This is a genomic window from Pseudoalteromonas sp. SG44-5, assembly GCF_014164175.1.
In the GTDB taxonomy this organism is placed as follows: Bacteria; Pseudomonadota; Gammaproteobacteria; order Enterobacterales; family Alteromonadaceae; genus Pseudoalteromonas; species Pseudoalteromonas nigrifaciens.
Genome location: NZ_JACJES010000034.1, coordinates 1 through 17,893 on the forward strand (window position 1 = coordinate 1; position 17,893 = coordinate 17,893).

The window sequence follows — 17,893 nt, forward strand, 5'->3', positions numbered from 1 at the left end:
TACGCCGCATAAAAATGCACGGCGTACACAGCGCGAAATACAGTGGTAGTATTTTGTATCGACCAAACTAACCTGACGTTTTCTTGCGATAGCCATGTGACACCCTGCTTAATTATTGCACTAAAAAGAGCATAGTTAATTACACTGATATTACAAATATTAAGATGGGTGTCTGTTTAAAGAATTCTAGCCAGAGCTTAGTTAATCATGCTGATATTACAAATATTAAAATGGGTGTCATCTTAAAGAGTTTTCTAAAAAGAGCATAGTTAATTACACTGATATTACAAATATTAAGATGGGTGTCTGTTTAAAGAATTCTAGCCAGAGCTTAGTTAATCATGCTGATATTGCAAATATTAGGATGGGTGTCATCTTAAAGAATTTTTAGCGTCGCTTTTAAAAGCTTTAACATAAGAAAGTTACAAAACGCAGGTCAGTTAAGCTAAGCGCCACCCGAAGAACGAATGCCACCATCACTCAGATCATTGTATATCACCTTAAAATAGCTCTCATTTAACATTTAAAGCCAAGCTAGTCTAACCAATCTCTTTCAGCGCATTTAACGCTGCGTGGGCTTTATCTGCTTGTACAAAAATATGGTCGTGATAAAACGCAGCTACCACATTAGCGCTAATGCCATGCTCTGTCAGTTTGGCAGATACTGCCGCTGTTAAGCCTACAGCCTCAAGGCTGGAATGTACGTTAAGAGTAATTAAACTATATTTTCCCTCGTAAGTAATTCCTGCTTTATCGGCAGTTTCAGCTTTCAAAATAAGGGTTAGGCCTTCTTCTTCAACGTAAGTGGCCAGTGGGTTTAAATGAACATAATCGGCAAGTGAGCCTGCTAAACAGCAAAATATGTACTCACCTTGTTTAAGCACAGGCTGCATTGATTTTAATAATTCGTTTAACTCTAAAATTCCGGCCATGGTCGTTCCTTACAATGTGTTATTTAGTGACTTTTAGCTGCGCGACTAGCTCGCTAAGCCTCGCTATTTTTATATTGCTTAGTTGTCTGTAGTCGAAATACGGGCACACAATAATATTATTAATAGCGTCTATTGCAAACTCGTCATCGAGCCAATCAAACTGCGTTTGTAATTTACCGTGTTGGAGTAAACTTTTAGCGTGGGTGCGCCCGGCAATTATGTGCAGTTGGTTTTTATTGCTAGAAGCTTTATCTGCAGAAGTAATAGTAAGATTAGGCGCGCTAAACAGTAGGGCGGTTTTACTGTTTTTTTGAAGTAAAAATTCATCGCGATATTGCTGCCAAGTAGGCGCTTGTTTTGCAAATGAGTAATGCTCGCTGGGTAGAGAAAATAATACTTTAGCGTATACGTTAAATACTTTACGCCAACCATTACCGCAATGTTGGTTTATAGTATTTATTTGCTCATTAATAACGGGCTCTAGGCTGTTGAGCGTTTCGAAGTAGGGCATTGGCGGGGCCTTTGCTACATACACCGCCACGTTAAATTGCTCGTCACCTAAACCAATTAACTGCTTGCTCAAATTAGCCAGCCTTATTTTGCGCTAAAATACGATCGAGATTATTAGCAAAGTTTTGGCGATCGGTTTGGCTAAGCGGCGGCGGCCCGCCACTCATTTCTACGCCGCTCGAGCGCATGGTATCCATAAAGTCGCGTACATTAAGTATTGAGCGAATATTCTCAGTAGTATAAAGCTCGCCACGCGGGTTGAGTGCTTGCCCGCCGTTGTCTATTACTTCACTGGCCAGTGGAATATCGCCGGTGATCACTAAGTCACCTTTGGCAATGCGTTTTACTATTTCGTCATCAGCAACATCAAAACCCGAAGACACTTGTAGGCGGCTAATATATTTTGATGGCGGGATACGCATGGCATGATTAGCCACTAATATGGTTTCGGTTTGTGTGCGCTCTGCGGCCCTAAAAAGTATTTCTTTGATAACCACTGGACACGCGTCTGCATCTACCCAAATTTTCATGATTAAATCTTTAAATTGTTCTAGTATTTAATTGATCCTATAGCAATTTTTTTTAATCGGCTAGCAAACTTTATTATAGCTATTACGTAATATTAATAACCACTCAAAAAGGAGCTTAAATGAACAAAATAAAATATTTTTTTCTCATCATTACACTATTTTTACTCAGTGCCTGCACTAGTCCGCCAGAAGGGATCACTGCGGTTAAAAACTTTGACTTACAAAAGTATCAAGGTAAATGGTACGAAATAGCACGGCTAAATCATTCGTTCGAAGAGGGTATGGAGCAGGTTACTGCTAACTATACTATTAATGACGATGGCACTGTAAAGGTAATTAATAAGGGCTACATTACTAAAGAGCAACAATGGAAGAATGCTGAAGGCCTTGCAAAATTTGTTGGGGATTCTGACATAGGACATTTTAAAGTATCGTTTTTTGGTCCATTTTATGGGGCTTACGTTATTTTTGAACTTGAGCAAGCTGATTACCAATATGCATTTATAACGAGTTATAACAAAGATTACTTATGGTTTCTATCACGCACGCCACAAGTAAACGATGAGTTAAAAGAGCACTTTTTAAAAACAGTTAAAGACTTAGGCTTTGCAACTGAGCAAATTATTTGGGTTAAGCAAAAATAAATGTAAAGGGGGTTTACAGTAAATACTTACCGCTAGAGCAATTGTAATAACTATTTAAACTTAATGCTCGCAATAACTAAAATGGCAAGCAATGAGCTTACCATTTTAGTTATTTACTACTTATTTAAAACTACATTAGCAGATCAGTATTTTACTAACTTAGCCTAGTTTAATACTAAAAGTAGAGTAGTTAAGGCTGTTACAACCAAATTTAACACACTAAAAACTTTAACAAGCTGAGTTATAAAATTATAAAAAACCATTATAATTAAAGCACTTAGCGACATATAACCACAAAAAAGCAACGCACCATACCCGCCTTGATCATTCACACAAAGGAGCAGACTTAGTAAAATACTGATCCAAGCGGTAACTAGGAGGTATTTTCTTTGTAAATTAGTCGGCCGTTTTTTAAAAATATCTTTAAAATGATTAAATTTAGCCAACGCAAACGCGTTAAAAGCCAGCAAACAGAGGCTAAATTGTAATAACTCCATCATGCTTTTTGTCCTTTTAAGTCAGAACTAGTATTTTTTTTTATCGCTTTTGTAGTTGGCTTGGCAGTACGTAATTTTTCGGTTTGTATAAAAAACAATATGCCTGAGAGTATAAACAGCGCATCAAAGGTGAATAACGCCCACTGTTTATTTATTAAATAACTAACTATATTACCGTTAGTTGTTAGCGCATTAATTACAGGCACTGCTAAACAGGCTAAACCATTTATTGCCGCCATAACTCGCCATTGCACTCTATCACGCTTTATAAGCGCTACAATAGCCACCACAAGCCAGGTTAAAAAGAACGCCAACACTTCTTTATCAGCACGCCCGGCAACTTGTAGGCTAAGTACTCTATTAGCAATAAAAAACGCACAGGTAGCTAAAGGAAGCCCCATTAAAGTAGCTAGGTTTAATCCTTCTACTAATTTTAAGCCAAACGATGGGTGAGCATTTTTTTTCATTCGCTCACGTAAGCGTTTTGCCCACATAATACAGCCAGAGGCAATCATTACACAACCCGCAATACCTCCTAAAAAGTAGAGCCAACGTAGTAAGGGTTCGGCTAAGCGCCCGGTATGCATTGAGTTTAACGATTCATAAAGCGCTTTACCTGCACTTAGTTCTTCATCTGTTTGGGCTACTAACTCCCCTGTGGCGCCACTAAATATTAACCGCGGCGTTTGGTCACGAAATGCTTTTTGTGGGCTAACTAGTACAGTGATAGTTGATGCTGCCATATTAGGATTACTTACCTGTACACGGCGAATATCAGCATTTGGCCACTTAGTATAAAGTTGATCTAAAATGCTATTTACTTTTACCATAGGCGCTGCACCCTGCGCTTTGTCAGTTACATTATTACGCGGGGTAACATCATTAAAAAAGTCTCGCATACCTTTGTCGTAACTAGTTTCTGCCGGGTAAGGAAACAGCATAAAGATTAAGGTAATTAACCCAGTGTAGGTAATCATTAAATGAAAGGGCAGGGCTAATACTGAGCTTATATTATGAGCGTCGAGCCATGTACGGCTGCCTTTATTGCGCCTAAAGGTAAACATATCTTTAAAAATACGCTTGTGGATCACCACCCCCGACACAATGGCAATCAGCATAAATAAACTTGCAAAACACACAATCCAGCGCGCTGTAATAACATCTATGTAATGTAAATCAAAATGCAGGCGATAAAAAAAGTTACCGCCTTTGGTTTCTCTAAAAGATGCAAGCGGCTGCATAGTATTTGGATCTAATTGCGTGTCTTCAAATTTACTTCTACGCTGGCCCGGCTCTTTAGGTTTTGCAAAGCCGTAGGTTAAGTAAGGTACGCGTTGTTCAGGAAGTGTTATACGCCAATTTGGAGCATTGCTTGCTTGAGCGTTTAGGTAATCAAAACCTGTAATTATTTGCTGTTTTTGGGCACTTATACGATCAGTTTGTGCTTGAATATTATGAATTTCGGGCTGATTCCATAAACTCATTTCGTCTCTAAAAAAGCTCAACGTACCAGAAAAAAAGATCAAATAAAGTAACCAACACACTAATAACCCAACCCAGGTATGTAACCAGGTCATTGAACGAAAAAAACTATCCTTCATACCCAACCCTTTATTAGTGCTAATAAACTTAATTGTGCTGCAGTAGCTAGTAAAATACTGATCCATACTGTTTTTAATGACTTAACATAAAAAGCGTAAATAAATACCAGCGTATAAATTAAAATACTTAACGACACGCTCATCAAAACTGCATCCGCTTTATTTAGTGGCAAAATAGCGCTCAGTAGCGAACAGCTCACCGCAGTAAAAAAGTAGCCACCGACAATGGCAATAAAAAAGCGTAAACACACTTTAAAAGCATAACTAAAACGGCTTATGTGCTGAAATATCAAAAGCGGCTTTAATAAAAGCAGCTTAGTTGACCCTAAACTAAGTGATGAAGCCTGCATAATGAGTCAATCCCTTAAATATGGCGAAAAATAAAAGTGCTATTATATAGTTTATGAATGCAAAAGACAGTGATTCCTATTTGCATGCGTAAATTAACTTTAACTTAGTATAATATTGATCCCAAATACGCTTAAGCGCCTTGCTTGGTAGTTAACTTAGGTTTATGGTTAATTTACCCTTTAAAAATAGTAAGTAGAATAATGATGAATAATCACGAAAAGCTAAACTATGTAGAGTTTCCAGCCGCTAATTTAACCGCAACTAAAGCGTTTTTTAGCCAAGTTTTTAATTGGCAATTTACCGACTACGGCCCAGACTACACGGCTTTTAGCGGGCAAGAGCTTAATGCTGGGTTTTACCAATCGCCGTTAAAATCGAGTACTGAAGAGGGTGGGGCGCTATTGGTTTTTTACAGCAGCGATATTCATGCAACACAAAGAAAAGTAACCTTATACGGCGGTAAAGTAATTAAACCTATTTTTGAATTTCCTGGCGGTTGTAGGTTTCATTTTACCGAGCCAAGCGGTAATGAGTTTGCAGTATGGGCTGAAAAACACTAGGTTATATAACAGGTTAAGTGCATAACCAGTAATAGATCACTATTATACTAACTAGTAGTTAGGCACGCTAAAATAAACCGATTTTTTACCAACTCAATACCACAAATAACGAATAGAGGCCTAAATTTGAGTGAAAAACAGTCAAAAAAGATAGAATTGAATGAATTAGTAGCTCAAGTTAGTAAATGCGTGATCTGCGAGCCGCAATTACCGTTAGGAGCACGCCCCATTATACAATTTAACCCTAACGCCCGAATATTAATTGCAGGCCAAGCGCCCGGTATAAAAGTACACCAAAGCGGTATACCGTTTAACGATCAAAGCGGTGAACGCCTAAGGCAGTGGTTAGGGCTTACTAACGATCAGTTTTATGATGCCAATAACATTGCTATTTTACCTATGGGGTTTTGCTATCCGGGTAAAGGCAAGTCGGGCGATTTACCACCACGTAAAGAATGTGCCCCAGCTTGGCGCGCGCAGCTTTTAGCCGCCTTGCCTAATTTACAGCTCACTATTGTGCTAGGTAAGTATGCTCAGGCTTATCATTTACCCGACACTAAAAAGCTACCGCTTACTGAGTTAGTAAAATCGTGGCGTGACTATTGGCCAAGCCATTTAGTACTACCACACCCCAGCCCGCGTAATAATATTTGGCTTAAAAAGAATCCTTGGTTTGAACAGGAGGTACTGCCAGAGTTAAAAAAACGCGTAGCAGAGGTATTATTGTAGGCAAGTAGCTTGTTGCCGCGCGTATCTAATACAAACATTTAAATAATTATATTTTCGTTGAAAATATTGCGCCAGCAAGCTTAGCGCCTACGAGTAAAACCAAGTACGTTTGCTTTTGTCTTCTCATATTACGCGTATCTAATGCAAACATTTAAATAATTATATTTTCGTTGAAAATATTGCGCCAGCAAGCTTAGCGACTTCGAGTAAAACCTATTGCTGTGTTTAAAGTTTATTGTAAGTGCGACTTTAAATCGCACTTAGTACTAAACGCTTTATTTTTACTGATTTTGCAACAAAGACAATAACTGATCTTTTGATAATTGCCCGGTGTTGCTGCTGCCGCTGAGCACTTTGTCGGCAAGGGCTTGTTTGTGCTCATGCAGTTGCAGTATTTTTTCTTCTATGGTGTTTTGCGCAATTAAACGATACACGGTTACAGGGCGTGTTTGCCCTAAGCGGTGCGCTCTGTCGGAGGCTTGCTGCTCAACCGCGGGGTTCCACCAAGGATCTAAGTGCAGCACATAGTCGGCGGCAGTTAAATTAAGCCCGGTGCCGCCAGCTTTTAAACTAATTAAAAATAAAGGCGCCTCACCTGCCTGAAACTTATCAACCTGTTGCTTGCGTTTATTGCTGCTCATGCTGCCATCAAGGTAACAATATGCTATACCGCGTTTTTTTAGTCGCTGTTCAACTAATTTAAGTACATCAACAAACTGGCTAAAAATAAGTGCTTGGTGATCATTTTCAAGTAATTCTTCAATTATTGCTTCGGCGGTGTCTAGTTTGCTTGAAGGTAACTTACTGTTTTCAATTAATAACTGCGGAGCAATACACGCGCGGCGCAATTTAGTTAATGACGCCAATATAGTAATGTATTGGCTGTCTTCTTGGCTGGCTTGCTCAAGCGCGTTTAAGCGAGTGGCTTCGTAAAGGGCTTGCTCTTTATCGCTGAGCGCAAAAGTAAGGTTTATTTCGGTTTTATCGGGTAACTCGGTCAGTACCGTTTTTTTATTACGGCGTAAAATAAACGGCGCAATTAATGTTTTTAGCGTATCAGCCTGCTGCTGGTTTTTATCGGCATTACCAAAGCGCTTTTTAAACTCAGCTAATGAATGTAAAAAACCCGGCATTAAAAAGTTAAATAGGCTCCACAGTTCACCTAAATGATTTTCGATAGGTGTGCCCGAAAGCGCAACTTTAAACTGGCCATTAAGTGCAAAAGCAGCTTTAGCGCGAAGGCTTAATGGATTTTTAATGGCTTGTGCTTCGTCTAGTACAATATTGGCAAATTCGTACGCAGCTAATTGATCCCCTATTAAAGGTAGCAAGCCATAACTAACAATTACTAGGTCATTAGCGGTAGCACCGGCTAGCACCTCATCAGTTGCGGCTGCATTATCAATAGTTTTAATATTAAGAGTAGGGGTAAATCGCGCGGCCTCTACCTGCCAGTTATGACATACCGATTTTGGCGCTATAACTAAGCTGGCACCTAAAGCACTGCGCATTTGTAATACGTTGAGTGTTTGTAGCGTTTTACCTAAGCCCATATCATCGGCTAAACAGGCATTTAATCCCCAGTTAGCCAGTTGCATTAACCATTTTACGCCAACCACTTGGTAGTCGCGTAATATATTAACTAAATGCGCGGGTAATACAGGTTCACTTGGGCGCTCAAATTTAGCTAAGCGCTGTTGCCAGTTTGCACCAAAGCTAACATCACTCAATTCTGCAGCACTGTGATACAAAGGAAGAGCGCGCGCATTAGCAATACGAAGTTGATCGTCGGGGGCGTTTTTAGTTTTACTTTGCATGCCCTCTAAGCGATTTAATAAGTTAGTTAGGCGCTGATCTAATAATAACGAGTTATTTTCGTCAAACTCTATAATACTGCCACGACGCGGGGCTTTAAGGAGTGTTTGCAAAGCAATAATTTGACCATCGGGGAGCGATAATTTACCACTAACACTGAGCCAATCGTTATCATCATTTAAATTAAGAGAAAGGTGCTTACTATTGGCAACCTTCATACCTTGGGCGTTTTCATCCCAACTTAATACTAGTGCGTTGTCTTTTTGCGCGGCTTCTAATTGTATTATGGCTTGGCTAATATCTTCTGGTAAATAAAACTGCTGATGCGCGCTGTTATACTGCGGATGCTCTTGATCGGCAAATACGCCAGCTAAATTACTAAGTAGATTTTTTAAAGCGCGTTTTTCTGCTTTTAAATCACGTTTTACAACGCTGTTATCGGCTTGCTCGTTATCGCTATAGGCTAAGGTTATTGCGCCTATTGCGGGCTCAACCCATGGGCCGTCAACACCAAATGGCATAGTATAAAAGTTAACGTCTATACCCATTGGGGTTAACTTAATTACTGCGGCTAAATCAACAAGCCCTTGGCGCACGTTATTAACCGCAGAAAACTCGCTGCGGCTACTGCTAATATAATGATCCTCCGACAAGGCCTCTAATGCCGCATTAAGTTGTGGCAGTTTTTCTTCTGTTAAGTTATTAGGTTGCTGAGCAAGCAGGCTATTTAGTTTGTGTTGTTTGTCGTCTACTACAAATACTTGGTAACTATTAGCGTGGCTGTGGGTAAGTAAAAAGTCGCCGTCTATGTCGGTAATTTTAGGCTGTATAATTAATTGGTAACAGTCGTTAATATTTTGCCCAATTTCAATTATAAACTCACCTTTGTTAAGCGTAACTAAGTTACCTTTAATATCCTCAAGCCCTTTGAAGTTAATTAGCGCTTGCAACACTGCGCTGGTTGCTTGTACTTCACTGTAACCAAAGCCCGCATGATTACTAATTACTTGCACTAAATTATGATCGGCTGGGCTAAGTAAATGTCGGTATTGATCATCGTCAAGATCATAAATATTTACTTTACGGCCTTTAGTCCATTCGCCTTTGCTGTTGTGTTTTTGCACTTTAGCTTGAATAAGTGGCAGGTCTAAATGGGTAAGGTCGAGCTGCCAAACTAGGCGCTCATTTTGCGCTGGAGTGTCTATTTTGCTTATTTCATTTAACCAACGCTGCCATTGTGGCACGCGTTTAAAATGCTGTAATAAACCGGTATCTGGCAATGGCGTATCGTGCGTTAGCCAATTTGCTAAATGCGTGCATTGCTCACCTAGCCAGTGCTGATGCTGTTGGCTTGAATGAATTAATTGGCTCAGCAGTTTACTGTTGTCTCTAAGGGTATTAATTTGCTCTTCGCTACCGTGCTTTATTAACGCCAGTAATAGGCAAAAAAGAGGCGCTAGTGCGTTTGGGTTTGCCTGTAGGTTTGCAATCGTATCGTGTAGTAAGCGCTGCTCAAAACTTATTACTTGTTCGGGTGCTAGTAACAAAAACTCAATGGCTTGCGTTGTACTACTGAGCTCGCCGAGTTGTTTGTTATACCAATTTTTATGTGTTTTTAGCTGTTTTAAATCAGCTTCTGTACCACTGGCATATAAACACACCATATACAGTAAACCGCTTATTTCACACGGATAGCTACCCTTAACAAAGGTTTTACGATAAAGCGTTAACCCCGTTTTAAATTGTTGCAGCGCTAATTCTAAATGAGTGCCGTCAATGGCAAGGCTATTAGCCTGACTAAATATTGCTAAGTTACTGTGCGACTTATCAATGAGTAGTTCATTATAGTCAGGTTGTTGCAGCAGCGTAGCTAAGCTTTCGTTTAAATAAATTAACTTACTTGGCTCAATAGCAGTTGCAGTACTTTTTACTATTGATGGCCATGAATGCTCAGCTGTTAGATTAAAAAACTCACCGCGAATAAAATGCTCTAAACATATTTGTTGCCACTGCGCGGGTAAAGCTAACCAAAGCTGCTTACTGTATTTTGATTGTGCTAGTAAATTAATAAAGTGATGATCAATTTCAGGCTCTGCAGATGACGCTAAAGGTGAACCTTCACTTTTTTCAATGCTATTAAATAGTTCAAACATAAACATTAAAGCACTGTCGTTAAAGCGGTATATGGTGGTTATTTGCGTTAAAAAGTTTTTAATTAAGCCAGGGCAGTACTCTAACAAACTTACAATTGCATATACGATGGCATCAATAGAAAGTTTATGATTTTGCCTAAACGGTTGCTCCCAAACCAGTGATTGTTCTTCTAACTCGCGGGTAATTTTTTTTACTTCGGCGAGTGAAAACGAATACCCGTTTATAAAATGATTAAATAGCAGTTTAGAAAATAGCTGAGGCGAATTTTGGTAGCTGTAAGATGAAGAACTTAAAAGTAAACTTAATAAAACACAAAGCTTTTTTTGATCATCAATCGTGGTTACTGGGGCAAAAGTAGATAAAGACATAAAACACTAAAATAAACACAAGATAACTGAGTATATACTCCCGCGCCTTTAGGTTACAACCTAAAGGGCTGCTTAACCGTTAAGGGTTAAATTTACGCCAATTAATAGCTGCTTACCTTGATTTGGGTATAGTTAATTACAAATGGTATACTAGATTTTTATAAAAACTAGCTGAGTCTAATGTTAACTATTTCAAATACCGTGACCATTGATGAATGGGAAGTCGAATTAACCGCAGTTCGCTCGCAAGGTGCCGGTGGACAAAACGTTAATAAAGTAGCCAGCGCTATCCATCTTCGTTTTGATATTAACCGCTCTAAATTACCCGACTTTTATAAAGAACGTTTACTTGCACTAAACGACAGCCGCATAACCAAAGACGGCGTATTAATAATAAAAGCGCAAAGCCACCGCACACAAGAGCTTAATCGCGAAGATGCATTTAAACGCTTAAAAGATCTAATTATTAGCGCCACTAAAGTAAATAAAGCCCGCAGAGCCACTAAACCAAGCCGTAATTCGCAGCGTAAACGCATGGATAAAAAAACCAAACACGGCCAAACCAAAGCGTTACGCGGCAATATTAAGCTTTAAAAGTAAGGCGTTGAGCTTGCTGACGTGCGGGCGAAGCCCGAATATTCTCCTGATATAAGACTTCTTCTTTTTCTGATATCTATTTTATATGCGTCTGTTTTTTGTGTAATAGCCCATTAAGTAAATTATTCACAAAAAAGGGATGAGGCGCTGCGCTTTAAAGAAGAAAGGGAAGTGGGCTGCAAGCTCAGCGCTTGTAACCCAAAATCAGCATCGATGTTAACGCTAATCGTAGGTATGATGGCGTGTAGTATTAAATTTATTTAATAATCTATGCATCGCATATACCGCACTTAAGCTAATAACAACAGCCACTGTCACAGAGCTAAACCTATACAGCGCACTGTAAATCAAGTCTTGCCCCGGGGCTAACGACTGCCCAAATAAAATACCAAACGTGGTTAAAACACCAAAACCAATGCCCGGCGGCCCCCCACCTAAAATATGAAAACGACTAAATATAAACGATAAAATCCACAACACAATAACAGGAAACAGTAAAAAGTCGGTATGGGTGTATAAAAATAGCTGCGACAAAAGTGCGGCATTACAGCCTATAAGCGTGCCAATTATACGCTGCCAACTGGCTATGCCTGCGGCTTTCCAGCATAACGAAAATAAAATTAAAATAGATGCCGCCTGCGCCGAAATAGAGTCTTGTAAATCCAGTGCCTGAAAAACAATAAACGATAACGTAGCCACGCTTGAGCACAACAGCACTTCGTGACGAATACTTGCTTTATCTTTTGTTGGCACTGCACGCCCAGGGCGCGCAGTAACATCGGGAAATAAACCATGCATTAATGCTGCAATTACTACAGTTAAAATAATGGCTATACCGTTACTTAAAATAAGCGGATAAATACTGCTACTACCAGTTACATAGCTGGCAAAGTGTAATTGAATCGATAAACTAACCGCACCTAAGGCACCAAACAAAAAGCCACTTCCGCTACTCATTTGGTAAAATAAAATACAAAAGCAGGCAAATACAATCAGTACCATAAGTACCGGCAAGTGCGAAAATAACCCCTGCAATATAAGCACAACAAGCGCGCTAAATGCGGCACTGGCAAAAAACTGCCTAACCACAGATTTATTTAACGTTGGCACTAAACCTAATAGCAGCATGGGGTAAACAGTAAAAAAAATCCCATTTGGCCAGTTCATTAATTTACTAATAGCAAACCCTAACGTGCACCCGCCGGCAATACGCAGCGCTTGGCGTAGGCCGTTAGAGTCAAGTTGTGGAGACTGGCTAATTTTTTGACTCATTTTGCCTCCACTAATAAATGTAATGTAACCAGCTAATAAAACGTATTTGTGATGCGCCTAACCATTGTCCAAATTTTGACTCAGGAAGTAGTTGCACCGTAGCACGCGCGCCACTAGGCATATTAGCAATTAGCGCTTGATCGTTTTTTAATAACTGCAAATGAATACGTTGGCGCTGTGCGTCGCGTACCCAACGGTTACTGGTTTCGGTAGTGCTTAGCAAGCCATTGGCACTTAATTGGCCATCGCTTACACCCGCTTCAAAGGTACTAATTTTTGCGTCGTATACTTCACCGGGGCGGCTATCAAAAACCACTTTTGCTAAACTACCTGGGTGCATATTAAGCAGTGATTTTTCACGAAAGTCGGCTACTAAATCAGCCTTTTTAGCCACAATAGCTAACAAAGGTTGGCCACTAAGAGCATAAGCACCGTCAAGTAATTGCAAGTTGGCAACCACACCATCGCTTAAAGCACGTACTTGTGTGTACGATAAGTTAAGCTCAGCTTGCGCTAACTGATTCGCTCCATGGCGCAGCGCTAAGTTATCCTCCCCCGATGTGCCACGCGCTAAAACAGCTTCGGCTAATTGCGCTTCAAAAGCCGCTACGTTTGATTTACTTGCAGCAAAGTTAGCCCGAATACTCTCCAGCTCTTGTTCCGATATAGAGTTTTGCTTATAGAGCTTTTCGCCTCTACTTTTTAATAAGCTTTGCTCATGTTGTTTTGCTTTAGCTGCACTAATTTGTGCCTCAAGCGCTTTAACATTAGTATCAAGGCGTTTATTTTGTAATTTGGCATCATCGAGGGTTAGTTTAGCTTGTTCAACAGCCAGTAAGTAAGTACTTTGATCTATCTCAAACAATATATCACCAGCCTTTACCGGTTGGTTATTGCTAACTAACACCTTAGTAACACGGCCACTTATTTGCGGTGAGATTTGTACTACTGGGTGGTAAACACGCGCTTGTGGCGTTACTGGCAGCCAAATATCGGCTATAACATAGTATAAAAACACTAAAATGAATCCAACGAGTGAAAGCCTCACATAGCGCGCAAATTTTTGATCAGGTGTCATTGTTAACCTTATTAGAACTGTGATATTTAATATAATTTTTTGCGTTGTCTTCCATTTTAATTAAACCATGAGCCATTACATCTAACTGCTCATCGTTTAGTCCATTATAAAGCTGATTTTTAATATCAGTGATCTGTGCCTCTACCGCCTTTAATATATTGCGGCCTTGCTCTGTAAAATAAATTTTTTTACTGCGCTTATCGTGCTTATCAACTTGACGGGTAATAAGAAAAAGCTCTTCGAGTTGCTTAAGGGTACGCGTAAGCGACGGCATTTCTATGCCTAAACTATGCGCCAACGCTTGTTGAGTAACTCCCTCTTTCAGCATATTTATATGCACCAAAGCAATCCAACGCGATTGAGTTAAGCCTAGCGGCTCAACGGCAACTGTAACAACTTCTCGGCATAATCTATGCACTCGACCCATACTGCCACACAAGGTTAAATCGAGTGTTTCATGAAAAGGAACCGGTTTAGACATTTCAACCTCTAACTACTTAGCATGCTAAGCACTTTACCATTAGTTAGCATGCTAAGTAAATATTTAGCTAGGGTTTAGTAAAGGTTTAGCCGCTAAAACACTAGGGGTTGTTGATCTTTTAAGATTTAATTTGCAGCGTTATATTTGGTTTTAGGTAAGGCAGAGCCTGTGTAGTGTGGTTACTCCCATAAAAAGGCGGTAACCACACATAAATACCAAACACGCCCTAGGCTAAAAGTTGAGTAGGTTAGCGGGGGAGTATTGATCGGTAAGGACTTTTGTATTTTCAGGCCAATCGTGATTATTTTTTGTAAAGTGCAGCATTTGGCTAATAGCTTTAATATTTACACCGTAAGGCAATAGCAGAGGGGTTAACTCACTTACGCGTTTATTAATATGCGCTTGGGTAAGGGTACTTTTATTGCCGGCTAAAATAATACGATTACTGTGGTTTTTTCGGCTAACGTTAATAAAGTCGCCAAAAACAGCGTTATAAGTGGCCGACTCGTGCTCGTACAGTTTGCTCGATGAAAACGTATTTGCCGCAATAACGCCGTCACTCGCAAGCACACTTTTTAACTCTTCAAAAAACTCTTTAGTTAGTAAATGCTCGGGAATGTAGTCGCCATTAAATGCATCTAAAATTATCCAATCAAACTGCTGTTTTTTAAGCGCCGCACGTTTTATAAAAATACGACCGTCTTGTACTTTTGCCGTTACCTTAGTACTTTCTTTAAAATTAAAGTAATCGCGGGCCACTTTAATTACCGCAGGATCTATTTCAATATTTTCGATTATTGCCTTAGGGTAAAGCTCTGAAATGGTGTTAGACAAAGTGCCACCGCCTAAACCAATAATAAGTACTTTTTTAGGATCTTCTATTAGCAACAAGCTTGAAAACACCAATTTAGTGTAATTAAAAACTAACTTTTTTGGCTCGTTAATATACATGCAACTTTGACTACTTTGGCTAGATTTTTCATCAAACTTTAAACAGCGTAAATTACCGGTTTCTTCCACTAATATATTACGATAAAGCGAGCGCTCGCTATGTATTGTTTTAGCCACACTTAAGTGTGAAAACAACAAGCTTAATAACATCAGCACATATAAAACCATGTAAAAATTGCTTTTATGCATAACGACGCTCCGCTAAAAATAGTTTATTTACCAGTATGGCTAGTAAGCCTAATACCGCTAAAGTTAAGGCAAAACCAATTATTATGGCGTTTACGTCAAACGCGAGCACCATATAAAATGAGGTAATAATAGTGCCTAGTGCGCTGCCCAAGGTACTTACAAAATATAACCCGCCAGCAACTTGGCCGCTGTGTTCGCTGTCGGTAACTAAAAGCCGAACCGAGTAAGGGGAGATCATGCCTAATATAATAGTAGGAACAAAAAATAATGCCGTAGAGGCGAGTAACGAGCCATAGCGGCTGTCTTCAATGTGAGTAAAAATAAATTCCATTATCGGGTTAGCAAATAACGCAATGGGCAACACCATAATGCTTGCCAGTAAAAAAATACTCCCGTACTTGGCTAGGCTAGGGCGCTTAATTGACAATTTACCGCCAAGTAAATAACCAAACGATAGGCTCAGCATAAATACCGTAATTATACTGCCCCAAATATGTACGCTACTACCAAAAAACGGCGCTAAAATACGCCCACCTAATAGCTCAATTCCCATAATACTAAAGCCACTACTAAAGGCCAAAAAGTAAATAAGTGCATTGGTTTTGTTTAACATTTTATAATTCTTATCGTGTTATTTTTGTCCATATTAACGTGATGCTCAATAACTGGCTATGCTTTATTTTTATACTGTAAAGGGCGTTTACAGTACTGCCCCAAATGAAGCAGCTAAGGCAACCAACTAAAACCCAATTAAGTAGACACCCATCTTAAAAACCAGTGACTATTCAACTAAGAATGGCTTTGTTCAAATACCCTAAATTCGGATAATAAGTGTGGGTGTCTACTTAATTTTAGGCAATAAAAAAGCTGCAGTAGCTTACTGCAGCCTCTATATATTTAAATACTAGCTACACACTAACTTAGTATGCACCGGCGCTATAAATAAGTTCGTAGCTGTGGCTGTATATTTCTAGGATATTACCAAACGGGTCTTCCATGTAGATCATGCGGTATGGTTTTTCGCCTGGGTAGTAATAACGTGGCTCGGCCATACGTTTTTTACCACCGGCGGCTACAATACGCTCTGCTAGGCCTTCAACATCTGGGTCTTGCACACAAAAATGAAAAATACCGGTTTTCCAATATTCAAAGTTATCTTTTGGGTTTTCTTGGTTTTTAAATTCAAAAATTTCTACACCAATACGATCGCCTGTAGATAAGTGCGCTATTTTAAATTTTTCCCATTTTTCACCAAACACTTCAGTACACATTTCGCCTATTGGGCTTTTGTCTTCGAGTATTTCGGTTGGCTCCATAATAGTGTACCAACCCATAACTTGGGTATAAAACTCTACTGCTTTTTCAACGTTTGGTACCGAAATACCAATATGCGAAAAACTACGTGGATAGGTATGACTCATAATAATGTTCCTGCTTATCTTGTTACTGGTTAATGCGTTTAGTTTACGAAGCCAGTTAAATTAAGTAAAATAATCATTAATCATCATTTTGAGTACATTTTGTAATGATAAATCCCATATGGTTAAATACGTTTTGTACTTTGGTTGAGGTAAACCACTTTACGCAAACAGCCGATCGCCTCCACATGACCCAGTCGGGTGTAAGCCAACACATTAAAAAATTAGAGCAGCACGTTAACTGTGCTTTGCTAGAAAGACACGGCAAACAGTTTTCGCTTACTGTGCATGGGCAAAATCTATATCAACAAGGCAGTTTATTACTTAAAGAGTGGCAGTTTTTAGAGCAGCAATTAAAAGACGACTCGCCTTACAGCGGTAAAGTAAAAATACAGTCGCCTGGTAGTTGTGGATTGCAGTTTTATAGCCAGTTATTAGCTTTGCAAACAAAGCACCAAGGGCTGAATATTGACTACCGCTTTGCGCCAAATATAAGTGTTGAGCAGGCTGTAGCTAACCATAATGCCGACATTGGTTTTTTAACCCAAGCACCCACACTTAGCGAAGTAACCAGCCATAAAATAGGTACAGAGCCGTTACTATTAGTTACCCCTGCACATATTAAAACCCCAACATGGCAAGCTTTATGTGAACTTGGCTTTATTGCTCACCCCGACGCTAAACACCATGCGCAACTTTTGTTGAGCGAAAACTACCCGCAGTTTGAACATTTAGAGCAAATAAAACACACCGGTTTTTCTAATCAAATTAGTTTAATACTGGAGCCGGTAAGCTTAGGCCTGGGCTTTACTGTGTTACCTGCGCATGCAATAAGTGCGTTTAATAAGCCTAAACTTATACAAACTCATTATTTGGCAAACCCTATAAGTGAAAATATTTACGTGTGCCACCATCGCAACAGGCCATTAGCAAAACGTATGCATACAGTAATTTACACAATAAAAGAGAGTTTATAATTGCTGTAATAATAAATCCCTTAACCAGAGTTCAAATTAAATAATTTAAAGGACTTTTGAAGTACCCCTAGATAAATCAAGGGGATTCTTGTCGTCAACGGTTTAAGCATTGTAATACTAGATCACTTTAGACTTCTAAAACCTCTTACAAGCATTTAATGTGTCGGTACTACCTACCGCCACAAATTATTTAAGCTATTAGCCTTAATCCCTCATTATGGATATTAATAGCAGCATTA

Annotated in this window: 18 protein-coding genes and 1 pseudogene; 5 read left to right on the forward strand and 14 right to left on the reverse strand. The window is 39.4% G+C overall.

The annotated features are described in order from the left end of the window. From H5079_RS17345 to H5079_RS17360, 4 genes and pseudogenes are all read right to left on the reverse strand, one after another. Positions 1 to 96: pseudogene (locus tag H5079_RS17345) on the reverse strand (Mobile element protein); the annotation flags it as partial. 443 nt (positions 97 to 539) lie between these two features. Next, positions 540 to 932: an ACT domain-containing protein gene (locus tag H5079_RS17350; RefSeq protein WP_182684558.1), complete on the reverse strand. Its 393-nt coding sequence runs from the start codon at positions 930 to 932 to the stop codon at positions 540 to 542. Between the two features lie 19 nt (positions 933 to 951). Then, positions 952 to 1,515 (reverse strand): DUF6942 family protein, encoded by a 564-nt coding sequence (locus H5079_RS17355; protein WP_182684559.1) that lies wholly within the window; start codon positions 1,513 to 1,515, stop codon positions 952 to 954. 1 nt (position 1,516) lies between these two features. Next, positions 1,517 to 1,972, reverse strand: a complete 456-nt coding sequence (locus H5079_RS17360; RefSeq protein WP_011329688.1) for a YaiI/YqxD family protein — start codon at positions 1,970 to 1,972, stop codon at positions 1,517 to 1,519. Positions 1,973 to 2,091: 119 nt separating this feature from the next. On the opposite strand from H5079_RS17360, the gene H5079_RS17365 reads away from it, so the two are divergent. Continuing rightward, on the forward strand, positions 2,092 to 2,616 hold the full coding sequence (locus H5079_RS17365; RefSeq protein ID WP_182684560.1) for a lipocalin family protein: 525 nt from the start codon (positions 2,092 to 2,094) through the stop codon (positions 2,614 to 2,616). A 164-nt stretch (positions 2,617 to 2,780) separates the two neighbouring features. Here H5079_RS17365 and H5079_RS17370 read toward each other — a convergent pair whose 3' ends face one another. From H5079_RS17370 to H5079_RS17380, 3 genes are read right to left on the reverse strand one after another with little or no spacing between them, the layout of a single operon-like run. Beyond that, positions 2,781 to 3,116 carry a DUF3325 domain-containing protein gene (locus tag H5079_RS17370; protein WP_086997225.1) on the reverse strand — a complete coding sequence of 112 codons (336 nt, stop codon included), beginning with the start codon at positions 3,114 to 3,116 and terminating at the stop codon, positions 2,781 to 2,783. After that, on the reverse strand, positions 3,113 to 4,714 hold the full coding sequence (locus H5079_RS17375; protein WP_182684561.1) for a PepSY domain-containing protein: 1,602 nt from the start codon (positions 4,712 to 4,714) through the stop codon (positions 3,113 to 3,115). Before H5079_RS17375 ends, H5079_RS17370 begins: the two co-directional genes overlap by 4 nt. Beyond that, positions 4,711 to 5,064, reverse strand: coding sequence for a hypothetical protein (locus tag H5079_RS17380; RefSeq protein ID WP_011329685.1), 354 nt, complete (start codon positions 5,062 to 5,064; stop codon positions 4,711 to 4,713). The genes H5079_RS17375 and H5079_RS17380 overlap by 4 nt, the downstream gene beginning before the upstream one ends. 204 nt (positions 5,065 to 5,268) lie before the next feature. Between H5079_RS17380 and H5079_RS17385 the strand changes: the two genes are divergently transcribed. Both H5079_RS17385 and H5079_RS17390 read left to right on the forward strand, forming a co-directional pair. Beyond that, a complete protein-coding gene (locus H5079_RS17385; RefSeq protein ID WP_182684564.1) occupies positions 5,269 to 5,625 on the forward strand; it encodes a VOC family protein in 357 nt (118 codons plus the stop codon). A 156-nt stretch (positions 5,626 to 5,781) separates the two neighbouring features. Next, positions 5,782 to 6,354 carry a uracil-DNA glycosylase family protein gene (locus H5079_RS17390; RefSeq protein ID WP_231613326.1) on the forward strand — a complete coding sequence of 191 codons (573 nt, stop codon included), beginning with the start codon at positions 5,782 to 5,784 and terminating at the stop codon, positions 6,352 to 6,354. A 281-nt stretch (positions 6,355 to 6,635) separates the two neighbouring features. Here H5079_RS17390 and H5079_RS17395 read toward each other — a convergent pair whose 3' ends face one another. Continuing rightward, positions 6,636 to 10,691 (reverse strand): DEAD/DEAH box helicase, encoded by a 4,056-nt coding sequence (locus tag H5079_RS17395; RefSeq protein ID WP_182684562.1) that lies wholly within the window; start codon positions 10,689 to 10,691, stop codon positions 6,636 to 6,638. A 180-nt stretch (positions 10,692 to 10,871) separates the two neighbouring features. Here H5079_RS17395 and arfB point away from each other — a divergent pair, with 180 nt between their 5' ends. After that, on the forward strand, positions 10,872 to 11,285 hold the full coding sequence (gene arfB, locus H5079_RS17400; protein WP_011329681.1) for an alternative ribosome rescue aminoacyl-tRNA hydrolase ArfB: 414 nt from the start codon (positions 10,872 to 10,874) through the stop codon (positions 11,283 to 11,285). Positions 11,286 to 11,510: 225 nt separating this feature from the next. On the opposite strand, the gene H5079_RS17405 is transcribed toward arfB, so the two are convergent. From H5079_RS17405 to H5079_RS17430, 6 genes are all read right to left on the reverse strand, one after another. After that, a complete protein-coding gene (locus H5079_RS17405) occupies positions 11,511 to 12,560 on the reverse strand; it encodes a DUF2955 domain-containing protein (RefSeq protein ID WP_182684563.1) in 1,050 nt (349 codons plus the stop codon). 10 nt (positions 12,561 to 12,570) lie between these two features. Then, positions 12,571 to 13,638: an HlyD family secretion protein gene (locus tag H5079_RS17410; protein ID WP_179807978.1), complete on the reverse strand. Its 1,068-nt coding sequence runs from the start codon at positions 13,636 to 13,638 to the stop codon at positions 12,571 to 12,573. Then, entirely contained in the window at positions 13,628 to 14,119 is a 492-nt protein-coding gene (locus H5079_RS17415; RefSeq protein WP_089369012.1) for a MarR family transcriptional regulator, read from the reverse strand. The genes H5079_RS17410 and H5079_RS17415 overlap by 11 nt, the downstream gene beginning before the upstream one ends. A 231-nt stretch (positions 14,120 to 14,350) precedes the next feature. Beyond that, positions 14,351 to 15,238 (reverse strand): spermidine synthase, encoded by an 888-nt coding sequence (locus H5079_RS17420; RefSeq protein WP_041454960.1) that lies wholly within the window; start codon positions 15,236 to 15,238, stop codon positions 14,351 to 14,353. A gap of 13 nt (positions 15,239 to 15,251) precedes the next feature. Next, the gene (locus H5079_RS17425; RefSeq protein WP_089369011.1) at positions 15,252 to 15,872 is read right to left on the reverse strand and encodes a fused MFS/spermidine synthase; all 621 of its coding nucleotides are present in this window, start codon (positions 15,870 to 15,872) and stop codon (positions 15,252 to 15,254) included. Between the two features lie 307 nt (positions 15,873 to 16,179). Then, on the reverse strand, positions 16,180 to 16,680 hold the full coding sequence (locus H5079_RS17430) for a lactoylglutathione lyase family protein (protein WP_011329672.1): 501 nt from the start codon (positions 16,678 to 16,680) through the stop codon (positions 16,180 to 16,182). Positions 16,681 to 16,784: 104 nt separating this feature from the next. On the opposite strand from H5079_RS17430, the gene H5079_RS17435 reads away from it, so the two are divergent. Beyond that, positions 16,785 to 17,654 carry a LysR family transcriptional regulator gene (locus tag H5079_RS17435; protein ID WP_086996247.1) on the forward strand — a complete coding sequence of 290 codons (870 nt, stop codon included), beginning with the start codon at positions 16,785 to 16,787 and terminating at the stop codon, positions 17,652 to 17,654. The last annotated feature ends 239 nt before the right edge of the window (positions 17,655 to 17,893 follow it).

Coding starts and splice junctions, on each gene's coding strand:
- H5079_RS17350 (WP_182684558.1), bottom strand. CDS start 932: ATGGCCGGAATTTTAGAGTTAAACGAATTATTAAAATCAATGCAGCCT.
- H5079_RS17360 (WP_011329688.1), bottom strand. CDS start 1,972: ATGAAAATTTGGGTAGATGCAGACGCGTGTCCAGTGGTTATCAAAGAA.
- H5079_RS17365 (WP_182684560.1), top strand. CDS start 2,092: ATGAACAAAATAAAATATTTTTTTCTCATCATTACACTATTTTTACTC.
- H5079_RS17370 (WP_086997225.1), bottom strand. CDS start 3,116: ATGATGGAGTTATTACAATTTAGCCTCTGTTTGCTGGCTTTTAACGCG.
- H5079_RS17375 (WP_182684561.1), bottom strand. CDS start 4,714: ATGAAGGATAGTTTTTTTCGTTCAATGACCTGGTTACATACCTGGGTT.
- H5079_RS17380 (WP_011329685.1), bottom strand. CDS start 5,064: ATGCAGGCTTCATCACTTAGTTTAGGGTCAACTAAGCTGCTTTTATTA.
- H5079_RS17385 (WP_182684564.1), top strand. CDS start 5,269: ATGAATAATCACGAAAAGCTAAACTATGTAGAGTTTCCAGCCGCTAAT.
- H5079_RS17395 (WP_182684562.1), bottom strand. CDS start 10,691: ATGTCTTTATCTACTTTTGCCCCAGTAACCACGATTGATGATCAAAAA.
- arfB (WP_011329681.1), top strand. CDS start 10,872: ATGTTAACTATTTCAAATACCGTGACCATTGATGAATGGGAAGTCGAA.
- H5079_RS17405 (WP_182684563.1), bottom strand. CDS start 12,560: ATGAGTCAAAAAATTAGCCAGTCTCCACAACTTGACTCTAACGGCCTA.
- H5079_RS17410 (WP_179807978.1), bottom strand. CDS start 13,638: ATGACACCTGATCAAAAATTTGCGCGCTATGTGAGGCTTTCACTCGTT.
- H5079_RS17415 (WP_089369012.1), bottom strand. CDS start 14,119: ATGTCTAAACCGGTTCCTTTTCATGAAACACTCGATTTAACCTTGTGT.
- H5079_RS17420 (WP_041454960.1), bottom strand. CDS start 15,238: ATGGTTTTATATGTGCTGATGTTATTAAGCTTGTTGTTTTCACACTTA.
- H5079_RS17425 (WP_089369011.1), bottom strand. CDS start 15,872: ATGTTAAACAAAACCAATGCACTTATTTACTTTTTGGCCTTTAGTAGT.
- H5079_RS17430 (WP_011329672.1), bottom strand. CDS start 16,680: ATGAGTCATACCTATCCACGTAGTTTTTCGCATATTGGTATTTCGGTA.
- H5079_RS17435 (WP_086996247.1), top strand. CDS start 16,785: ATGATAAATCCCATATGGTTAAATACGTTTTGTACTTTGGTTGAGGTA.